Source organism: Bradyrhizobium diazoefficiens, from assembly GCF_016612535.1.
GTDB lineage: Bacteria > Pseudomonadota > Alphaproteobacteria > Rhizobiales > Xanthobacteraceae > Bradyrhizobium > Bradyrhizobium diazoefficiens_C.
The window spans coordinates 22,446-38,622 of record NZ_JAENXS010000004.1 but is presented as its reverse complement, the minus strand read 5'-3'; the positions used below and the strand labels follow the sequence as shown (position 1 = coordinate 38,622).

Below are 16,177 nucleotides of genomic sequence, written 5' to 3'. Positions count from 1 at the left end.
GAAGTATCGTAATCGGAAAAAGTGATTAGTCAACGTGAGGTTGACATATTTTTGAACTACACGAGAAGCGATCCACTTGCTGCGCCGCAGACGCTTGATCAATCTAGGGCGCGGATGTGATCTCGATGTGACGGCAAGTCGCGTCGGTCGCTGAGGCCTCACCAAAGACGTTGATGATCGAAGGCACAAGGAAGCGTGATCATGACATGCGACTGCGAAAACTCCGGCAGTGCGGACGACGCCAGGCACGCAAGGGAAGGCTTGTGGGAGCAGGTCATTCAGCTGCCCAACGTGCCCGTTCATACCCACCTGCTTCCAAACGGCAAGGTCCTCTTCTGGGGCCGCCGCACCGATCTCGATGGCGGCATGGATCAGCATGACACTGACGTTTACCTGTTGGATCCGGCCAGCCTTCAGATTCGAAGGACGAGGTCTCCGATCATGCCGGATGGTTCGTCCGTCAATCTTTTCTGCTCCGGCCATGCGTTTCTATCTGACGGACGGCTGTTTATTGCGGGTGGGCATCTCGTCGATGGCGAGGGCGTCAATCAGGCATCGCTCTACGATTGGAAGACCAACAGCTGGACACCGCTTCCTCCCATGAACCATGGCCGCTGGTATCCAAGCGTCATCGCGCTCCTCGATGGCGACATCCTCGTCACATCGGGCAGCTACCGTGAAGGGCCCAACACCTGGCAGAACAACCATGTTCCGCAGATCTGGAGCGCTGCCGGCGGCTGGCGGGATCTCAGCGGCATGGTTCTATCGCTCTATCCGCGGCTGCACGCCACGTCACAGGATCGCGTCTTTGCTGCGGGCACCGACCCGATCTCGCAATTCTTGGATCCGACGGGTGGCGGCATCTGGTCCAAGGCGCCGAGCCGACATGAGGGAGACCGACAATACGCCCCTTCCCTCACCTATGCGCCCGGCAAGATCATCTATATCGGCGGCGGCAATGATCCAGACAGCAAGATCCCGACGGCGGCCTGCGAGGTGATCGACTTCGGCGAAACCGATCCCGTGTGGCGAGAGATCCGGCCGATGTCACGGCCGCGCCGCCAGCACAATGCGACCCTGCTTGCTGATGGCACGGTGCTGGTGACCGGCGGCACAAAGGGCGGCAACGGCGACGGCTTCAACGATCTTACTCCAGGCGAACCGGTGCACGAGGCCGAGCTCTTCAGTCCGCGCGACGGGCAATGGACCACGCTTGCCCCGGAGGCCGAAGATCGCTGCTATCATTCCACCGCATTGCTGCTTCCTGACGGACGCGTGCTGAGCGCTGGCGGCGGCGAATATCTTCCAAACGGACAGCCGATCGATTCCAAGGACGTTCATACCAGCGCGCAGATTTTCAGCCCACCGTACCTGTTCCGTGGCGCACGGCCGCAGATCGAGGATGCGCCAGCCGAAGCCCAGGCCGGTTCAACGCTGTCGTTGCGCTTTTCAGGCCCTGCGCCTGTTCGCGCCAGCCTTGTCAAGCCGGGCTCCGTCACCCACTCCATGGATACCAATCAGCGTTTTGTTGAGATCGCATGCGACGTTCAGGGTCAGCATGCCAGCATCACCCTGCCGAGCGATCAGAGCACCTGCCCGCCTGCAATCTACATGCTGTTTCTGCTTACCGCCGACGGCATCCCCTCCAAGGCCCGCTTCATTCGGATCGAGCAAGCCCGTCAGATAGCGAAGGCACCGGCCGATCCGGCAAATGCCAAAGGGCTGGCCCTGGCGACTGAAGCCCTTTCGACGCATGACCGGCGAATCGAAGCTGCCGCACAAGGCACCAAGGTGGTGATCGGCTTGACCTCACGCTGTCCATATGGACTGGCGGCCTGCTGGGGTGGCGCCTATCAGACGCTGAAGGCATTGAAAGATGTCGATACGGTCAAGGCGATCGCCAACGCATCAGACTCCACAGCCGAGGTGTTTCTGAGAAAGCAAGATCTGCCAGACCTGGCCGACTGGCTGGCGACCTTCCGCGACATGGCCAAAGGAAGCTACGATTTCCGCGGCGCGGAGGTGATCCTGACCGGCGCTGCCGAACTCGATCAGGACCAGTTGATCTTGCGGGGCAACGGTTGGTTGATTGGTCTTGGCCCGCTCGGCCCCGCTGACAAGGTCCAATGGGATTGGTCGCGGCGCACGGCCGCGCTGCCCACGTCTGCGGAACTCTCCGCCTTTGATGATCTGTTAGCGCGCGTTCGTGCGAGCGGCCCTCTTCCCCAAGTCACCGTCACCGGCCCTCTGGTCAAGGACAATGGCGCCGTTCGGCTCCACCTCCGGCAGACCGACTGACGCGCGTGCTGCCTGACAATCGGATCGCCCAATCGTATTTGGAGCCCCGCCGACGGCGCGATCTGCACCGCGACCGTTTAGCAGTCGCGTAACCAAAAAGCTCGTGTAAGCCACTTCCTGCAACGTGTCTCCTCGGCAGGATAAGTCCCCTCGCTTGGCTCAGCGGTTGTTGCACCGAAAAGGAACAATCTGAAAACGAAACGGAAAGACGAGGTTCAACAATAATTTCCGGGCACGATGCCCACGAATGCGTGACGCAGCTGCGGCGGAGTCTCGCCGCCGACAAATTCCCCGATCGGGTTCTTCCTTAGCGCCGCCCCCTGTCTTATCGACGCGCAAAACCAGTCTTCATCCACCTCGATCCAGCCGTTGGCTCGCCGCGTCCACTGCCTAGTCTAGATAAAGGCGATTTCCTTCCGACTTGCGCTCTACGGGCGCGATGAATACGTCGATCTAACGGGAGTTATAAGGTGGCAGGAAATATGAACGACTTGGCGGACGCGGTTTTTGTCGTTGGCAGTCTTTGCGCGCTCTACGCGCTGTACCTTTTGATCAAGAATATTAGAGAGGATCATGCCTCTCACGTGTACATGCTGTGAGAGCCGGCTCCGGAAATCTGCACGGTACGATAAGTGGAGGTTCTGCCTGACGGCGGGCAAGATTGTCCCGCGAATCAGGAGAGACGATGACGAGACGCGCACGCCGGAACCACACACCGGCCTTCAAGGCGAAAGTGGCACTTCCCGCGGTCAAGGGTGACCGGACACTGGCTCAGTTGGCGGAGCAATTCGACGTCCATCCCAATCAGATCACATCGTGGAAAGCGCAGCTTGAGGGCGGGGCCGCCGATGTGTTCGGTCCGGGCGGCGGCAGTGCAGCGGCGGCGTTACCCGCCATCGATGTGAAGTCGCTACACGCCAAGATCGGAGAGCTGACGCTGGAGAACGATTTTTTAGAGGGCGCGCTCACCAAGGCGGGATTGCTGAGCGCAAAGCGATGATCGACCGTGGGCACGATCTGTCGATCACCAAGCAGGCGGAAGCTCTGAACATCAGCCGTGGCAGCGTCTATTACCTGCCGCGTCCAGTGCCTTCCGCCGACCTCGCGATCATGCGACGGCTCGACCGGCTGCATCTGGAGTTTCCTTTCGCCGGTTCGCGAATGTTGCGAGGCCTGCTGGCTGCCGAGGGGAGCAAGATCGGCCGTCGGCATGTCAAAACGCTGATGCGGCGGATGGGGATAGAGGCGCTGTACCGCCGTCCGCGCACCACCAAGCCCGAGCCCGGCCACAAGATCTATCCATATCTGTTGCGCGGCATGGAGATCACGCGCCCGAACCAGGTCTGGGCGATGGACATCACCTACATCCCGATGGCGCGTGGCTTCGTCTATCTGGCTGTCGTGCTGGACTGGGCGACCCGCCGGGTACTGTCGTGGCGGCTGTCGATCACGATGGAGGCATCATTCTGCGTTGCGACGCTGGAGGATGCTATGGCGCGTCACGGCAAGCCCGACATCTTCAACACCGACCATGGCTCGCAGTTCACCGGCGCGGCGTTCACCGGCGCGCTCGCCAGCAATGGCATCGCCATCAGCATGGACGGCAAAGGCGCTTGGCGGGACAACGTGTTCGTCGAGCTGGCCGGGATGCGATCCCGCAGGGTACCTCGGGTTCTGTAGCGCCCGTTCTGTGATCGATCGAGCGGCTGATGTCGAGAGCGCGGCGCGAGCGAAGATCCATGGTCCTTCCGAGAGAGGATGGATTGCCTCGATCTCTCCGGCTTGTGCGGCAAGTCGAAGCGTCTTGGGCGCAATCTGCAGAAGCTTCGCGGCGTTGCTGAGGTTGAGCCACGGCTCCATCCCGTCTTCGGCGGGCTTGAACACCGGGATACGATAGTTCGATCGCATCGACGTCACACGCTCGCGAGTCCATCGGTTGCCATTGCCGGTCTTCAGGCCATTGCGGTTGAGTATGCCGGCGATCAGGTCGTCATTGGCGATCAGCACGAGCTGGCGCACGGCGGTGATCACATCGGCGGATGTGCTGTTCCGTTGACCGCGGCGGCGCTTGGGCAGGCGCATCTCGCTGTGCATGCCGCCGATCCAGTGAACGACGAGAACGATCTCGGCGGCTGCGTCGTCGATATCGGCCACGACCTCATGGATGACGGTGCGCACGATGCGCTTTTTGAGGCGCGCATCGGTCGTCGGTGCGGACCAGACCGTCTTGAGGTTCGACGCCAGTAGACCAAGCGCGAGGGGATTGACGGCAGCAACGGGCACGGCTGCATCATGTGCCACGATCTTGGCCTCGACCTCCGCCACATGCGTGAGTTCCCTGTTCCAGCGCGCCTCCAGCTCGCCCGCAACCAGCCGATTGGCTGGATCGGCAGCATCGTATTGCCTAAAGGCACGGTCGGCGGCGTAACGCGCCGCTTCGAGGTCGCGGCCGAGAGCGTCGCGCACCTGATCCTGCCGCTGGCTTGCCTCCGTTTCGGCGGCTGTGGCGGCGGCGACCGCGCCAGGGCCGACAACAGTTAGCAACGCATTCTCGATGGCGTCGTCAACGCGCAGACCGCCGAAGGCGATGCAGTGAGGCGCGCCGTTGTCCATCCAGGCCCGGCTGCAGCTGTAGCGCGGGATCCCGTGCTTGGCGCCTGTATATTTCAGCGTCAGCTTGCGTCCGCAGCGGTTGCAGCGGATCAGCCCGGCAAGGAGCGCGTCGCCATGCTTGGGTGCGCCGTGATGCCAGCCGGTAGGAACGTTGCTGCTGACCATTTTGCGGATCGCTTCCGCTCTCTCCCAGCTTACGTATCCTTCATGCACATTCGGCATCAGCGCCAGCCAATCCGACCGCGCCTTGCGACGGATTTTCACGCTGACGCCATCGGCGCTGTATCCCGATGCTGCGGCAGTCTTACCATAGGCATAGGCCCCGCCGTAGATCGGGTTGTCGATCATCCGGTGGATGGTGGCGTAGTTGGGACGCCGCCAGGTCGTTTCTCCGTTATTCTGCCTCACCGGCAAATCGATATCGTGTTCATGGAACCAGCACAGCGCCTGCCGCGCGCTGCCAAGCTCCTGCACCTTGTCGAAGACCAGCACGATTGCCTCCTGCACTCGCCGGTCTGGATCCTTCTCATAGCGATCGCCGGCCTTCACGAAGCCCACTGGCGCGGTAACGACAAGCTCTCCTCGGCGCGCCTTCTCGTGGCGGGCGGAGAGCGAGCGCTGGCGTAGGAGATCGAGTTCGTATTCGTTGAGGCTGCCCTTCAAGCCAAGGAGCAGCCGGTCATTGCCGTGCCTCGGCGCATATATCGTCTCCTGATCGACCAGCACGGTGTCGACCACGCGGCACATCTCGATCAGCTGTTGCCAGTCTCGGCTGTTCCGCGCGAAGCGCGACACCTCGCGTGCGCAGACCGCACCGACCTTGCCGAGGCAGACTTCGGCAACCATGCGCTCGAAGCCAGCGCGCTGCACGCCGCCGGCGGCTGAGCGGCCAAGATCGTCATCAATGACCTCGATCTCCGACCAACCGAGCGCCGTCAGGCGATCCCGCATGGCGTACTGCAGCGCGCTGCTCTCGCGGTTGTGCAATACCTGATGGGCTGAAGATTGTCGCACATAAAGCAGCGCCTTGCGCTCCAGATGGTGCGGCCGGACCTTGTCAGTGATCATGACCGGCCTCCGACCGTGAGGCCGCGCTGCTGATCTGAGCGTGCTCCAGGATCAGCCGCGCCATCAGCACGGTTAGCGTACCCCGCGCCTGTTCCGGCAGGTCCCGCCATGCCGGCATCTGTATCGGCGTTACGTCGGCGAACAGATCGATCTGTCGAGAACGGTCGCTTTGCTGAATCCTTCGTCGTTCGGCCGGCATCGCTGGCGCTACCGGGCTTCGCATGGTCATGGGCCTCTCCCCGATTCTGATCGTGAGAGGATATGGATGCGCCAGAATGCGGTGCATTCGATGATGATAGCGGCGGCTTCAATGCGTGCCGGAGAAGATCCGACAGCGCTAACAGCGCATCCATGCTGACAAAAGGCGATGTGGTCAGCCTTGGCGGATCGGGGCACATTGCTCGGTCGAACATCCAGGCCGGCACTTCCAGCCATCGGTCTACGGTCGAGCCGCTCAACGTGCAGCGAAAGACAACGCCATCGGCCTTATCGACCGCCTCGTGGATCGCCACCCGCATCCCGAACCACGGATGCCAACGGTAGAACAGTTCTCTGAAAACGGTCCCGTGGGCGTTGTTAAACCTTGTTGTACAATGGCCGCCGCCCACATTCGAGCCTTGACGGCGGCACACCGGATCAAGCCTACTTCAACCCGCTGCCGCTCCGCACGGCAGCCTAACCCCGGCAGACGCTCCACTTATCGACGCGGAGATTCTGTTCAGACAACCGGGACCAGCTCTCTCTTGCGAGCGTTGACTGCACGGCGAGCGAGCTAGCAGCGAGCGTCATCCAGTCGACCAGCTTTCAAGTGGCCAAGACCAGAGCCGAGCTGAATCTCGTCCGAGTTTCGGTAGCAGAACTCGGGTTTCGGAGCGTTGCGGCCAACTACCGTGACATTTGCTCTCGGGCAAGGCAGCTTGGTTTGGAGCTCTGTTCGGTCGAAGTGGGTCCGCAGCTTCGATTACAGTTTCCTGACCAACCTTGCGGAGACGCCTTCGGTGTCGCCAGCGTACCTATCCCCGATTCAAGCGGAGCTGCTCGAATCTTCGATCTGTACAACAAGGGAGGATTGGTTCTGGATGCCGATACAGGTCATCCGGACTGTCCCTGGTTCGCGGGAGGCCAGTTTGTATTCGTCCAGCCTTAGTTGATCTGACCAGATCGACTAAGCACACCAAGACCTCCCATTTTTCCTGGGAGGTCTTCTTTATAGCAGCCTAATCATCCTGTTCCAAATCCTCGCCGTCATCAGCTGCTTCAGGCGGAGAAATATCTTCTGCCTTCAGCCAATCGCTATCAGGCCTACAAACTACGCGCGCGTGCCGATATGCCCACTCGAGCGGGTAAATAGTTGTACCTTCGTATGCCCCTGACGGGTGCCGGTTCACGATTAGCGCGACACTCACCTTCTTTTCATCTCTGCTGTCGAGTGACAGAGGCAGCAGCAGCTGCATTTTGTCTGCCGCAGGATAGTACGAAGGAATTGCGGTCTTATAATTCCAAAAGGTTCGCCGTTGGGCCTTAGCAACAGCGTTTGTAATTGCGTCCTTGAACTTCACTCGCGCATCACCGCCATTGGAGCGCATCCGCTCGACATACTTCGCTAGAAATTTTCCACGGGGCGACGCTGGAATGTCGTCCTTGCGCCTCGGAAGTGGTGGATATTTTGTATAGTCCTCCCACTCCAGATCGTCCGGTCGATATCTTTCCAAAAAGTCGGCGGGATATCGATCATTCTTGATGGCATCATCGATAATATGATCATCGCGGAAAGGGATTACGCGGCCAGGCTGCTTGAGAATCATAATGACTTCATTGCCATCTTTGAAATAGGTCGCAGGCAGCGGCAATTCGTCTTGGTCAAACAATATAATAAGTCTGCGCCCTTCCCACCCGTTTGGGGGAACTGCGATGTGGGCGAGACGCCATATCCAACGAGTGTCGCTTTCAAATAGCAAGTAGATGGCATTGTAGAGCTTATCAACCAGACCCGTGTTGAAAACAGCCCAATACTTCCCCTCCATATTTTTGATCGCGATTTTGTTTTGGCTTGCGCTCCCTAGACGAACAAAAGTGGCATACAGGTAATCGCGCAGAAGCGGAAACTTTTTATCTTCGTTTTCACCGCCGATAGCCCAAGGTTCATCCAACGCTATGTCGGCCAGCGCATCTAGGATGTTATCGTAGCGTTTTCCATCATGCTCATGCGGTTTGTTAAAATCGACCTTGGCCCATTCATGTAAGCGTTTGCCGATTGGAAGTCGGTCTTGATCCGTTACCGGCCGTAACTTTTCTATTCTAATGTTCTTTGCAGCCAAGCCCTTACTCGTTTCGATCAAATCGCATTCTAACTCCGCTCCCTCTAAGAGAGTGGCCGAGCACCTGTTTACGATCTCCCAAATTGAGAAACCAGCGGGCCCTCCTCCATCTTGCGTTTCGATTAGCCCGCCCGTCTGTCGCCTGTTCAACGATTTGACCTTACCTTTCAATCTTCCCGGTAATGCTGCTCTGGATCCCCCGCTCTTCGAATCTGAACCGGTGGGAGTTGTCCGCCGTTCGCTTCGCTCATCCGAACGAGTTTCGGCAGCTGCCGCTTGTCTTTGTCGGTCAAGACCCGATTGAAAGTAACCCGCGCCGGTCTGCTCGTCGCCACCATTTTGGACCGGACGCCGCTCTTGACCGCTTGTAAACCGGGCAACATCCGTATGCCCATCTTCAATCGCTGAACCGACCCCCTTCAGTACGCCATCAAGCCAACTAGACCCACCAGTACTTTCTTGCGAAGGACTAGCTTTGGGCGATTGGAGCTTGGAATTCTCGAATGTCCTATTTGCTCCTAATTCCTCTATAAGCTTTCGCGCTTCCTTGGAGGTCTTCCAACCAACCGATGGAATGAAAATCCAATCTGCATCTGCTACGCGATTTTCACGATACCAAGCTGCAAGCGTTTCAGCTGAACAAGGCCAGAATGTCTCTTGCGGAGTTCTCGCGTCGCGGCAAAGAACCAACCCATCATCGTGACCCGAGGCTTCGGTCGAAGACATTTCATCCTCCACGCTGTGGCTCACCTACTCCGTCATGCAACCGCGTCAAACTCGCGATATTTGGAAGCAAATGCGCAAATTGAAAGTACACCAGCAATCCTAACAACTAGGCATGACTGCAAGCAAGACGTGGCACGAAAGAGTTCTTAACTTCGGATAGGTCACGGCCTGAGAACTAGCACCGGAAGCTGATACGTGCCGACCGTGAACGTCTGCCGAAACACGCCGCGCACAGTTGCTGAGGTGCCCGCCGCGGGAACGCCGCTTCCACTCACCACAAAGATTTCTCGAACCCCGTTTGGATCGCCGACGTGGATGCTTGCGGAGGACTACTAGATGAGATCGTTCCGCACCAGTAGACCAAAACAAGCCGCCCGACACGGCTGCTTTTCGTTTTAGCTCGACATCTTTATGATGACGACTGCCATCAGCACGCAGATAATCTGGACGAGCGTCGCTTCGGGAAAATGCGATTGAACCTCGCCATTAGCGTTGATGGCCCAGGCCGATTCCGAGCGTGCGGGCCTTCTGCCGCAATGCCCCCTCGCTGCGCTTCGTGAGCTTCGCGATTTTTGCGACGGGCGTCTTGGCCTTCGAGTGGGCACACAATTCCTTTACGTCCGCTTTCGTATATCCGCGGCGGCCCGATTTCATCTTCTTCGCCTTCTTTGCCATCTTGGCTCCTTTGATGCTTTGCGGACTCTATGACGCCTACAGCGCTTGTTGTAAAGCGCGCGGCGCTGCTTCGCGCGGTATACTATCAAGAGCCCTGCTCCTTCCCACCTAGGCCATCGGTCAGCTAAACGCACTGGCGAGTGTTACGCCCCGTTGGGGGAACGTCGAGACACGCCCCGACTACGTGCTACGTTCAATTCGTAGCGGTGCTCCACCAGTGGGCAGGGCTAACCCATTCAGGAGAATGCAAATGCTCGTCCCGTACACATTTCCGACGCACCTACAAACCACGTTTCCGGCGCGTTTATTGTCCAGGAAACATTCGACGTTCCGCAGTACAACTCTGCACGAGATTGTCCACCTGACCGACTATATGGCGTGCAATCCTGAGAACCGCGCCCTCTTCATCGAGCACGTCTTCATGACGTTCTCAGATGATCTCGACGCTCGCTCGCTATAATCAAGTAGCCCGTGCCGCTGATGATCAAAGAGGCGCAACGCTTCAACCCCGCTTTGGCGGGGTTTCTTTCTGCGAGACAGGCTCTCACGAGTAGATGCAAGAAGGACTAGTCCTGCAACAGGATGGGCAGTTGAACCGACCCAAGCTTGACTCCCTGTTTGAACGTCCCATGGACGGTAGCAATCTGCCCTTCAGACGGAACGCCTCGATCCGTAAGCACCCACAGGTCAGAGCCGTTCTGCCGCAGCTTGAACATACCTCGTCCGAGGATTCCTGCGTTAACATCAACGACACCTCGTACCGTTATTCGGCGGCCTTCATACTCACTGCTCTTGAGGAGTAGCGTCGGAACGTCGACCGTGAGGAACGGATCAAGAAGGTTGGATCGAGCCCATACTGCCGCCCCGAGGACAAGCACACCCATCAGCCCGCAGGTGAAGCATGCGAGTTTCCGCGCCATCAGGGCATCTCCTTTAGCGCCCGGTCCTTGAAGAGCCTCAAAGTCCCTTCGAGCTTCTCCAAATGGCTCTCGACGATCTTTGCGACATTCGTCTTCACGATGCTGGTGATGTGATCGCACGCTTCCGATGCCGCGCCCTGTAGCTGTTGGTATCGGATCGAGGTGATCTCGCCCTGCTGATGCAACTCTTCAAGGTTTTGGAGCGTCTCCTTCTCCGCTCGCGCCGCCGCAACGCCCTGGCTCAAGGCGCCTTCAAAGAGCGCGCCGGTGAACTCGGCACTTAGCTCCGCGATTTCCCGATCAATTGCATTGGAAACCTGCATCGACTGCACGAAAATCCGCTTCTTCTCCTCGTCGAGTTCGTGCGTCATCCGCGCGACTAGTGCCTGACGCTGTGCTTCGATCAGCAAGCCGTACGCCTCGCGTATCGCCCGTTTGCTTTCGCGCCCAATGTCGCGCTGTAGGATATAAGCGTCCACAAACCCGAGGCGGTCCTTTATTGCGGCAAGCTCTCCAGTGGCGGACGCGATGCTTGAGCCGAGGGGACCTTTAGGGATTCCGCGCGTTCCCGAACGTGTCAAAGAGTAAGATGGCGCGATGTTGAAATGGGGAGCGTTCTTGTGGTCCATGGCATACTCCTAAGCAGTTGCTCTGGCGGCATCATCGAACAACTTGTGGAATCCGGAGGACGCTTGGGTCTCAGCGCGGCGTCGGCTGCGCGCCATCTCGATCGCGTGCGCAACCGTTTCGCGCCGGTCGGTAGCGACGGCTCGATCATGCTCGAGCTCACGTCGCCGCTCTGTTTCCGAGTGCAAGCAGTCCAGGAAGCGCAGCGCGACCGCTGTAGCATACGTGCTGGGCGGCGTGAGCAGCGCCTTCGTCAGCGGCCCCGCAAGCTCCAGAGCCATGATCATCGCTTTCAACAAGAGAACGAATGCCGCTAACGCTGGGCTCAACTTCGAGATTGCAAGGAGCGCATCAAGGTCGGCAAGTAGACCCGAGCGAGGTGGAACGTAGTTGAAATCGTTTCGCGCGTGCTCTTCGATCCATGGTTGGCGCTGAGCCTCGAAGACTTGTCGCTCACGCCGAGACTCGTCGGTCGCCTTGCGCTGAAGGTCGAGCGCCTGATCGAGAGCTGCAAGGCGCGCATCCGTAGCGGTTATGACTGTGCTGCCCTGCCGCATTTGCTCCATCCGCAGCGTTTCAATCTTGCGAGCCAACTCCTCCAGCGCCGTCCTCTTGATATGCAACGCTTGCGCAGTTTGCTGCGCCTGTAACTGATGGAATTGGTAGTAGTCACCTTGACCACGAAGTCCAGTGCTTGTGCTCAGCTTGACGCCGAACTGTTCTGCCGCCGCGCTGGTGCGTTGATGATCTAGCGCGCGCTCCATATTTTCAATTTCTTGTTCCAAGCTGCTTCGAACATGATCCTGATGTGCGAGTTCTTTGGTAATCCCTGACTCCTGTCCCGCGCGCGGTAGCAGCGAGCGTTCGGCGCCTAACTCTTGTTCTCTGCGCTCGCCCACGACAACGCGCTCGTTGAGAGCGGTGAGCAGCTTGGCGTGCTCTTGCCAAGCGGCCTGCACCACTAATGCATTTGCCTCGGCATGCTCGCGGGCCAAATAGCTGTCGATTTCGGGGCGGAAGAGGACAAATAGGAGACACTGGGCAAACAGACTGGCCGCAATGATTGACAGCAGCCAGCGCGAGCCGAGTGACAGACCGCGCTTCACTCGATGAATGCGAGCGGCGTACCCGCTCCAGGTCTGTAAACCAGGAGTACTGAGACCTTGGCTGATCCAGTCAGCATGCACAAACGCGAGATCGAAGCTGAACAGGATGAGGCTGATTAGCAGAGCCACACCTAAGGCCAGAAGCTTCTGGTCGGTCAGGACTGACATTGCCGTGAAGCTGATACTCAGCTGAAAAGCTCCGCCAATGAGCATCGCGAGCGCCACACGGCGAAAGCACCACTGCTCGTCTCTCGGCATGCGAGCTGCAAGATCGGGATCGACACCTGCAAGAGTCCAGAGAATTCGCGTCGTCCCGCAAAGTGCGCTTGCGCCAACCGATCCAGGTTCCTGATCGCTTCGTCCGCCCTGCTCGGTGGTGACACGCATCGGCTCGCCTTTGCCCCTCTACCCAATAAGTAAAGAAACTATACGGGCTAGCAGGTCGAGTCAATATAGTTTCTATTCGATATGAGGGCCTATAACGGAAGCAATCTGCACCGGCCCCGTGCTCGGCGTTGAGGGTAAAGAACCGGCAGCAATTGCTCGGTATCTCTCAGCTAGACATTGATAAAGAAAAAGCAGTCGCTCTTACCGCGTCGACGATTGCGAAGGGGCCCGCAGTGCAGCCCCGAACTCCTGCATGCTCGTGGTGAATTCACCAGCAGGGCCAACCGTCAGATCGTCGGTTAGTGTCACTTCACCGTTCTCAAAATCTAGACTTACGTCGAAACGATTGAACTCGAATTTCCGTACCCCGCGATAATCCTGCCCTGTGAGCCTATCGATTGAGTCGAGGATCAACTTGCGGATATTCGCATCGGCTTCGTCGAGCAAGAAGGTGGTCATTACCATTTGGTTCATTTTGTTGCGATTGGGTAAGCAGTTTGGACAACACCATTTCTAATAAACACTTCAATGCCGGTAGCGGTTTCACCGGTTCGACCGGTACCTATAGTGCGGCCTACATTATACACGATTTTATAGGTGCCCCCACCTTGGGAGGTGACGCTACCGTAACGCGCTGCTTGATCTACGAAGGATTGAATGTCCTTCGCGCGAGTATCCTTCGCAAACCGACTAACATTGGAGAAGCCCGAACCAAACGAATGCCGATAGATGATGTGCTCAATTGCGGTCATCTTTCCGCCTTCGCGGTAGGTGTTGAGACCCTCCCATGCATACGCAATTTGCCGCGCCGCAGGCAGCGCCGCGGTCGCTACGTCCTTAGACGCTACTGTTCCGTTTTCGACTGCGCGGGCTACTCGCGCGCTGTCTGTCGCTGCGGCTTTGACTCCGATCTCGCTTGCAGTGCCAACCGCAGTATTGGCTGTGACGCGCGCTCCCTTGGCCGCCCCACCGAGGCCGCCGGAGGTCGTATCGAGTGCAAGACCAGCGAAATCGGCGGCAATCTGTCCATTCGTCTTTTTTAGCGCTGGGAATACCGAACTCGTATCATCAGGCGTATATTTGAGGTTCTTTATTTCTGCGTCCAGCTTGGTCGTATCTCGTCCGGCGGCACGCGCGGCATCGCGTTGTTTGACCAATTGAGAGAATGAAGCCTGTTCGCGAGCCCGCGTTTGCACTATTTGCCGCTGGTAGGCAGACGCGCCCCAAGCTGCAGCAATATCCTGACCAGCAGCCTTCTCACTAGCGATGAGACCATTTCCGATTGTGCCCAAGACCTTCGTAGTGCCATTCGGCAGTTCTCGGAAAGTGGCGAGCGCCAGATCGAATATCTTTTCAGACGACTGGTTCAAGTTGCTCGCAACGGCGCTTGGCCTTAGCGTGCTCGACGCGGTAGTGCCTCCACCTACGTTATAGCCGCTTGCTGTGTGGCCGCTGCTTGTCGCGAGGCCAGGAACGGACCGATAGCCGGTGGCAGTCAACTTGCTTGAGCGGGCTGTGTAACCACTAGCCGGAAGTCCCCCGCCGGCGCTGTAGCTGCTACTTCTGAGTGCACTTGGACCCGCGACATATCCTCCGGCCGTATACCCGCTACCGGAATTGTAGCCAGTCGACCCCCCACTTACACCCGCACCAGAACTATAGCTCCCGCTTGTGAGCCCGCTCTGACCCGCCGCATAACCGCTTGCGGTATAGCCTCCACCCGCGCTGTAACCGCCTGCGGTAATGCCGCTTGCGCCTATCATATAGCCGCTGGTGGTATAGCCAGAGCTTGCGGGAGCGATGGGGGGACCTGAGCCGGCGCCGCTCGATGAGGATGGCGCCGCGGCTCGTGCCATTGCCGGCGTGGTCGTCGGCACAATGCTGATACGTGTTGACTGCCGCGTCGCCGCGTTGGAAGGAGCGACGGGGATGCTCGTCGACTGCAACGTAACCGGCGCGCTCGTTGGCGCTTCCGGCACAATGGAAATCCGCGTCGGTTCGCTGATGTGCGGCGCGCCCGTAGTAGCAAGCGAGGGAGCCGGCTGGGCCGGCCGAACAGGATTGAAGGTCATTCGACCAGGCTGCGCGGGTGCCGATGCTGCTGGTGCGACCATCGGCGCAGTACCGGACGTAGGTACAGACCCTGAAACCGAGTGAGGTGCAAAATTCAGTCTGCCCGGTTGTTGCGGCGACGCACCCACCACGGGACCGGCGACGTGCGGTGTGGTCTGCCCCCCAGTCTGGAATGAAGGAGAGAAGGTCGGGACCGCGTTTGGCCCGGGCGCCCCCCTATTCACAGGCGTGCCTATCGATGCCGGCGTACTGCGGTGGCCGGCCTGTGGCGCCGAGAAGTTCGGCGACGATCTAACGACAGCTGGAGCAACGACTACTGGGCGCGAAGCGGCCGGGCGCGCGACCACGGGCGGCGGTGCATTAGTGTTGCCGGCCTCCGCACGAACCGCAACCGAACCTATTAACGCAATCAAGCACGCCATGCGTCTGCATTGCACACCACCTCGCGACATCATGGATTCTCCTCGCAATCACGCATTCAAATCACGCCATCGGCACGCAGCTTCGAAACTATCTGATCAGCAGCTCTAGACATTACGACGAGTGTTCCGCCAGTCGCTATCGTTTCGCTGGACCACACCACCTTGTTCGTCTTCGTATCCTGCAAGTCGCACTTCGCTTGAAATGTCGGAACGTTGTGCCAGACCGTGCCATCGGGCTTTAGAATGAGGTCGTCGTGATACTCGGTAATCGGCTCTGGACTTAATCCCGCAAACTTAATGAGTTGCCCGTTATGGGAAGCTCCTGCGACCTGCTCCTCGGTGTATCCATTTGTGAGCACAGTTACGTAGAGCACCGCATCGAAGTTCCTTTGGATAATGTTCGCCTTGGCTTGGTCGGTTAGCGAGCGTCCGCCAAACATGGCTGGCCCGCTGCCCGCCTTCACGCCCTTCGCATCTAATGCAGCGACTATCTTCTGTTCGATCTCAGCATCGGTCGAGGAGGGATTCGGTGAGGGAATTATCAAAAGAAAACCTCCCGCCCCTCCAGCGCTTGTCTGCACTGATGGCGCGGTCCTCGGCTGGGCTGGGTTCGAGTTTTCGATGAAAACCGAAATGCGACGATACTTCGCCGACGGCAACTCACTGCTGATAACGCTTCGCGTCTCGGATTCGGCGCATCCTGTCAGCACGAAAGCCAACACCAAAGCAACAGCCGCACATCCCCGCATTACCAGCCCGCCCCAGACAACTAAAAGTTAAATATCTATTTCGTCAGACTACCCAATGGATTTGGATGCTGCTGGAACATAAAAAAGCAATGTACTCAGCCCCACGCCTTCTGCCGGGCAGCATAGACCCTCCGGCTCAGGCAAATCCACCGTCGTCGTGCCGATTGCGCCATAACGCTCACAAATCTGCTTGCA

Annotated in this window: 10 protein-coding genes and 2 pseudogenes; 2 read left to right on the top strand and 10 right to left on the bottom strand. The window is 58.5% G+C overall.

Annotated elements, in window-relative coordinates:
* Window positions 1-201: 201 nt before the first annotated feature.
* On the top strand, window positions 202-2,298 hold the full coding sequence (locus JJE66_RS34295; protein ID WP_200520219.1) for a galactose oxidase-like domain-containing protein: 2,097 nt from the start codon (window positions 202-204) through the stop codon (window positions 2,296-2,298).
* 685 nt (window positions 2,299-2,983) lie between these two features.
* Window positions 2,984-3,936, top strand: a pseudogene (locus tag JJE66_RS34290) (IS3 family transposase); the annotation flags it as partial.
* On the opposite strand, the pseudogene JJE66_RS39045 reads toward JJE66_RS34290, so the two are convergent.
* The 10 genes and pseudogenes from JJE66_RS39045 to JJE66_RS34240 all read right to left on the bottom strand — a co-directional run.
* Window positions 3,937-5,979, bottom strand: a pseudogene (locus tag JJE66_RS39045) (recombinase family protein); the annotation flags it as partial.
* Window positions 5,969-6,208, bottom strand: coding sequence for a hypothetical protein (locus tag JJE66_RS34280; RefSeq protein WP_200520218.1), 240 nt, complete (start codon window positions 6,206-6,208; stop codon window positions 5,969-5,971). The pseudogene JJE66_RS39045 and the gene JJE66_RS34280, both read right to left, overlap by 11 nt.
* Window positions 6,209-7,196: 988 nt before the next feature.
* The gene (locus JJE66_RS34275) at window positions 7,197-9,023 is read right to left on the bottom strand and encodes a DUF3825 domain-containing protein (protein ID WP_200520217.1); all 1,827 of its coding nucleotides are present in this window, start codon (window positions 9,021-9,023) and stop codon (window positions 7,197-7,199) included.
* A 486-nt stretch (window positions 9,024-9,509) separates the two neighbouring features.
* Complete coding sequence (locus JJE66_RS34270; protein WP_200520216.1) at window positions 9,510-9,698, bottom strand: hypothetical protein; 189 nt, start codon at window positions 9,696-9,698, stop codon at window positions 9,510-9,512.
* A gap of 566 nt (window positions 9,699-10,264) precedes the next feature.
* On the bottom strand, window positions 10,265-10,618 hold the full coding sequence (locus tag JJE66_RS34265) for a hypothetical protein (protein ID WP_200520215.1): 354 nt from the start codon (window positions 10,616-10,618) through the stop codon (window positions 10,265-10,267).
* Entirely contained in the window at window positions 10,618-11,247 is a 630-nt protein-coding gene (locus tag JJE66_RS34260; protein WP_200520214.1) for a hypothetical protein, read from the bottom strand. The genes JJE66_RS34265 and JJE66_RS34260 overlap by 1 nt, the downstream gene beginning before the upstream one ends.
* Before the next feature lie 9 nt (window positions 11,248-11,256).
* On the bottom strand, window positions 11,257-12,738 hold the full coding sequence (locus tag JJE66_RS34255; protein ID WP_200520213.1) for a DUF4407 domain-containing protein: 1,482 nt from the start codon (window positions 12,736-12,738) through the stop codon (window positions 11,257-11,259).
* A gap of 201 nt (window positions 12,739-12,939) precedes the next feature.
* Window positions 12,940-13,197, bottom strand: coding sequence for a hypothetical protein (locus JJE66_RS34250; RefSeq protein WP_200520212.1), 258 nt, complete (start codon window positions 13,195-13,197; stop codon window positions 12,940-12,942).
* An 11-nt stretch (window positions 13,198-13,208) separates the two neighbouring features.
* Window positions 13,209-14,108 carry a hypothetical protein gene (locus JJE66_RS34245; protein ID WP_200520211.1) on the bottom strand — a complete coding sequence of 300 codons (900 nt, stop codon included), beginning with the start codon at window positions 14,106-14,108 and terminating at the stop codon, window positions 13,209-13,211.
* Window positions 14,109-15,289: 1,181 nt separating this feature from the next.
* Window positions 15,290-15,955: a hypothetical protein gene (locus JJE66_RS34240; RefSeq protein WP_200520210.1), complete on the bottom strand. Its 666-nt coding sequence runs from the start codon at window positions 15,953-15,955 to the stop codon at window positions 15,290-15,292.
* Between the last annotated feature and the right edge of the window lie 222 nt (window positions 15,956-16,177).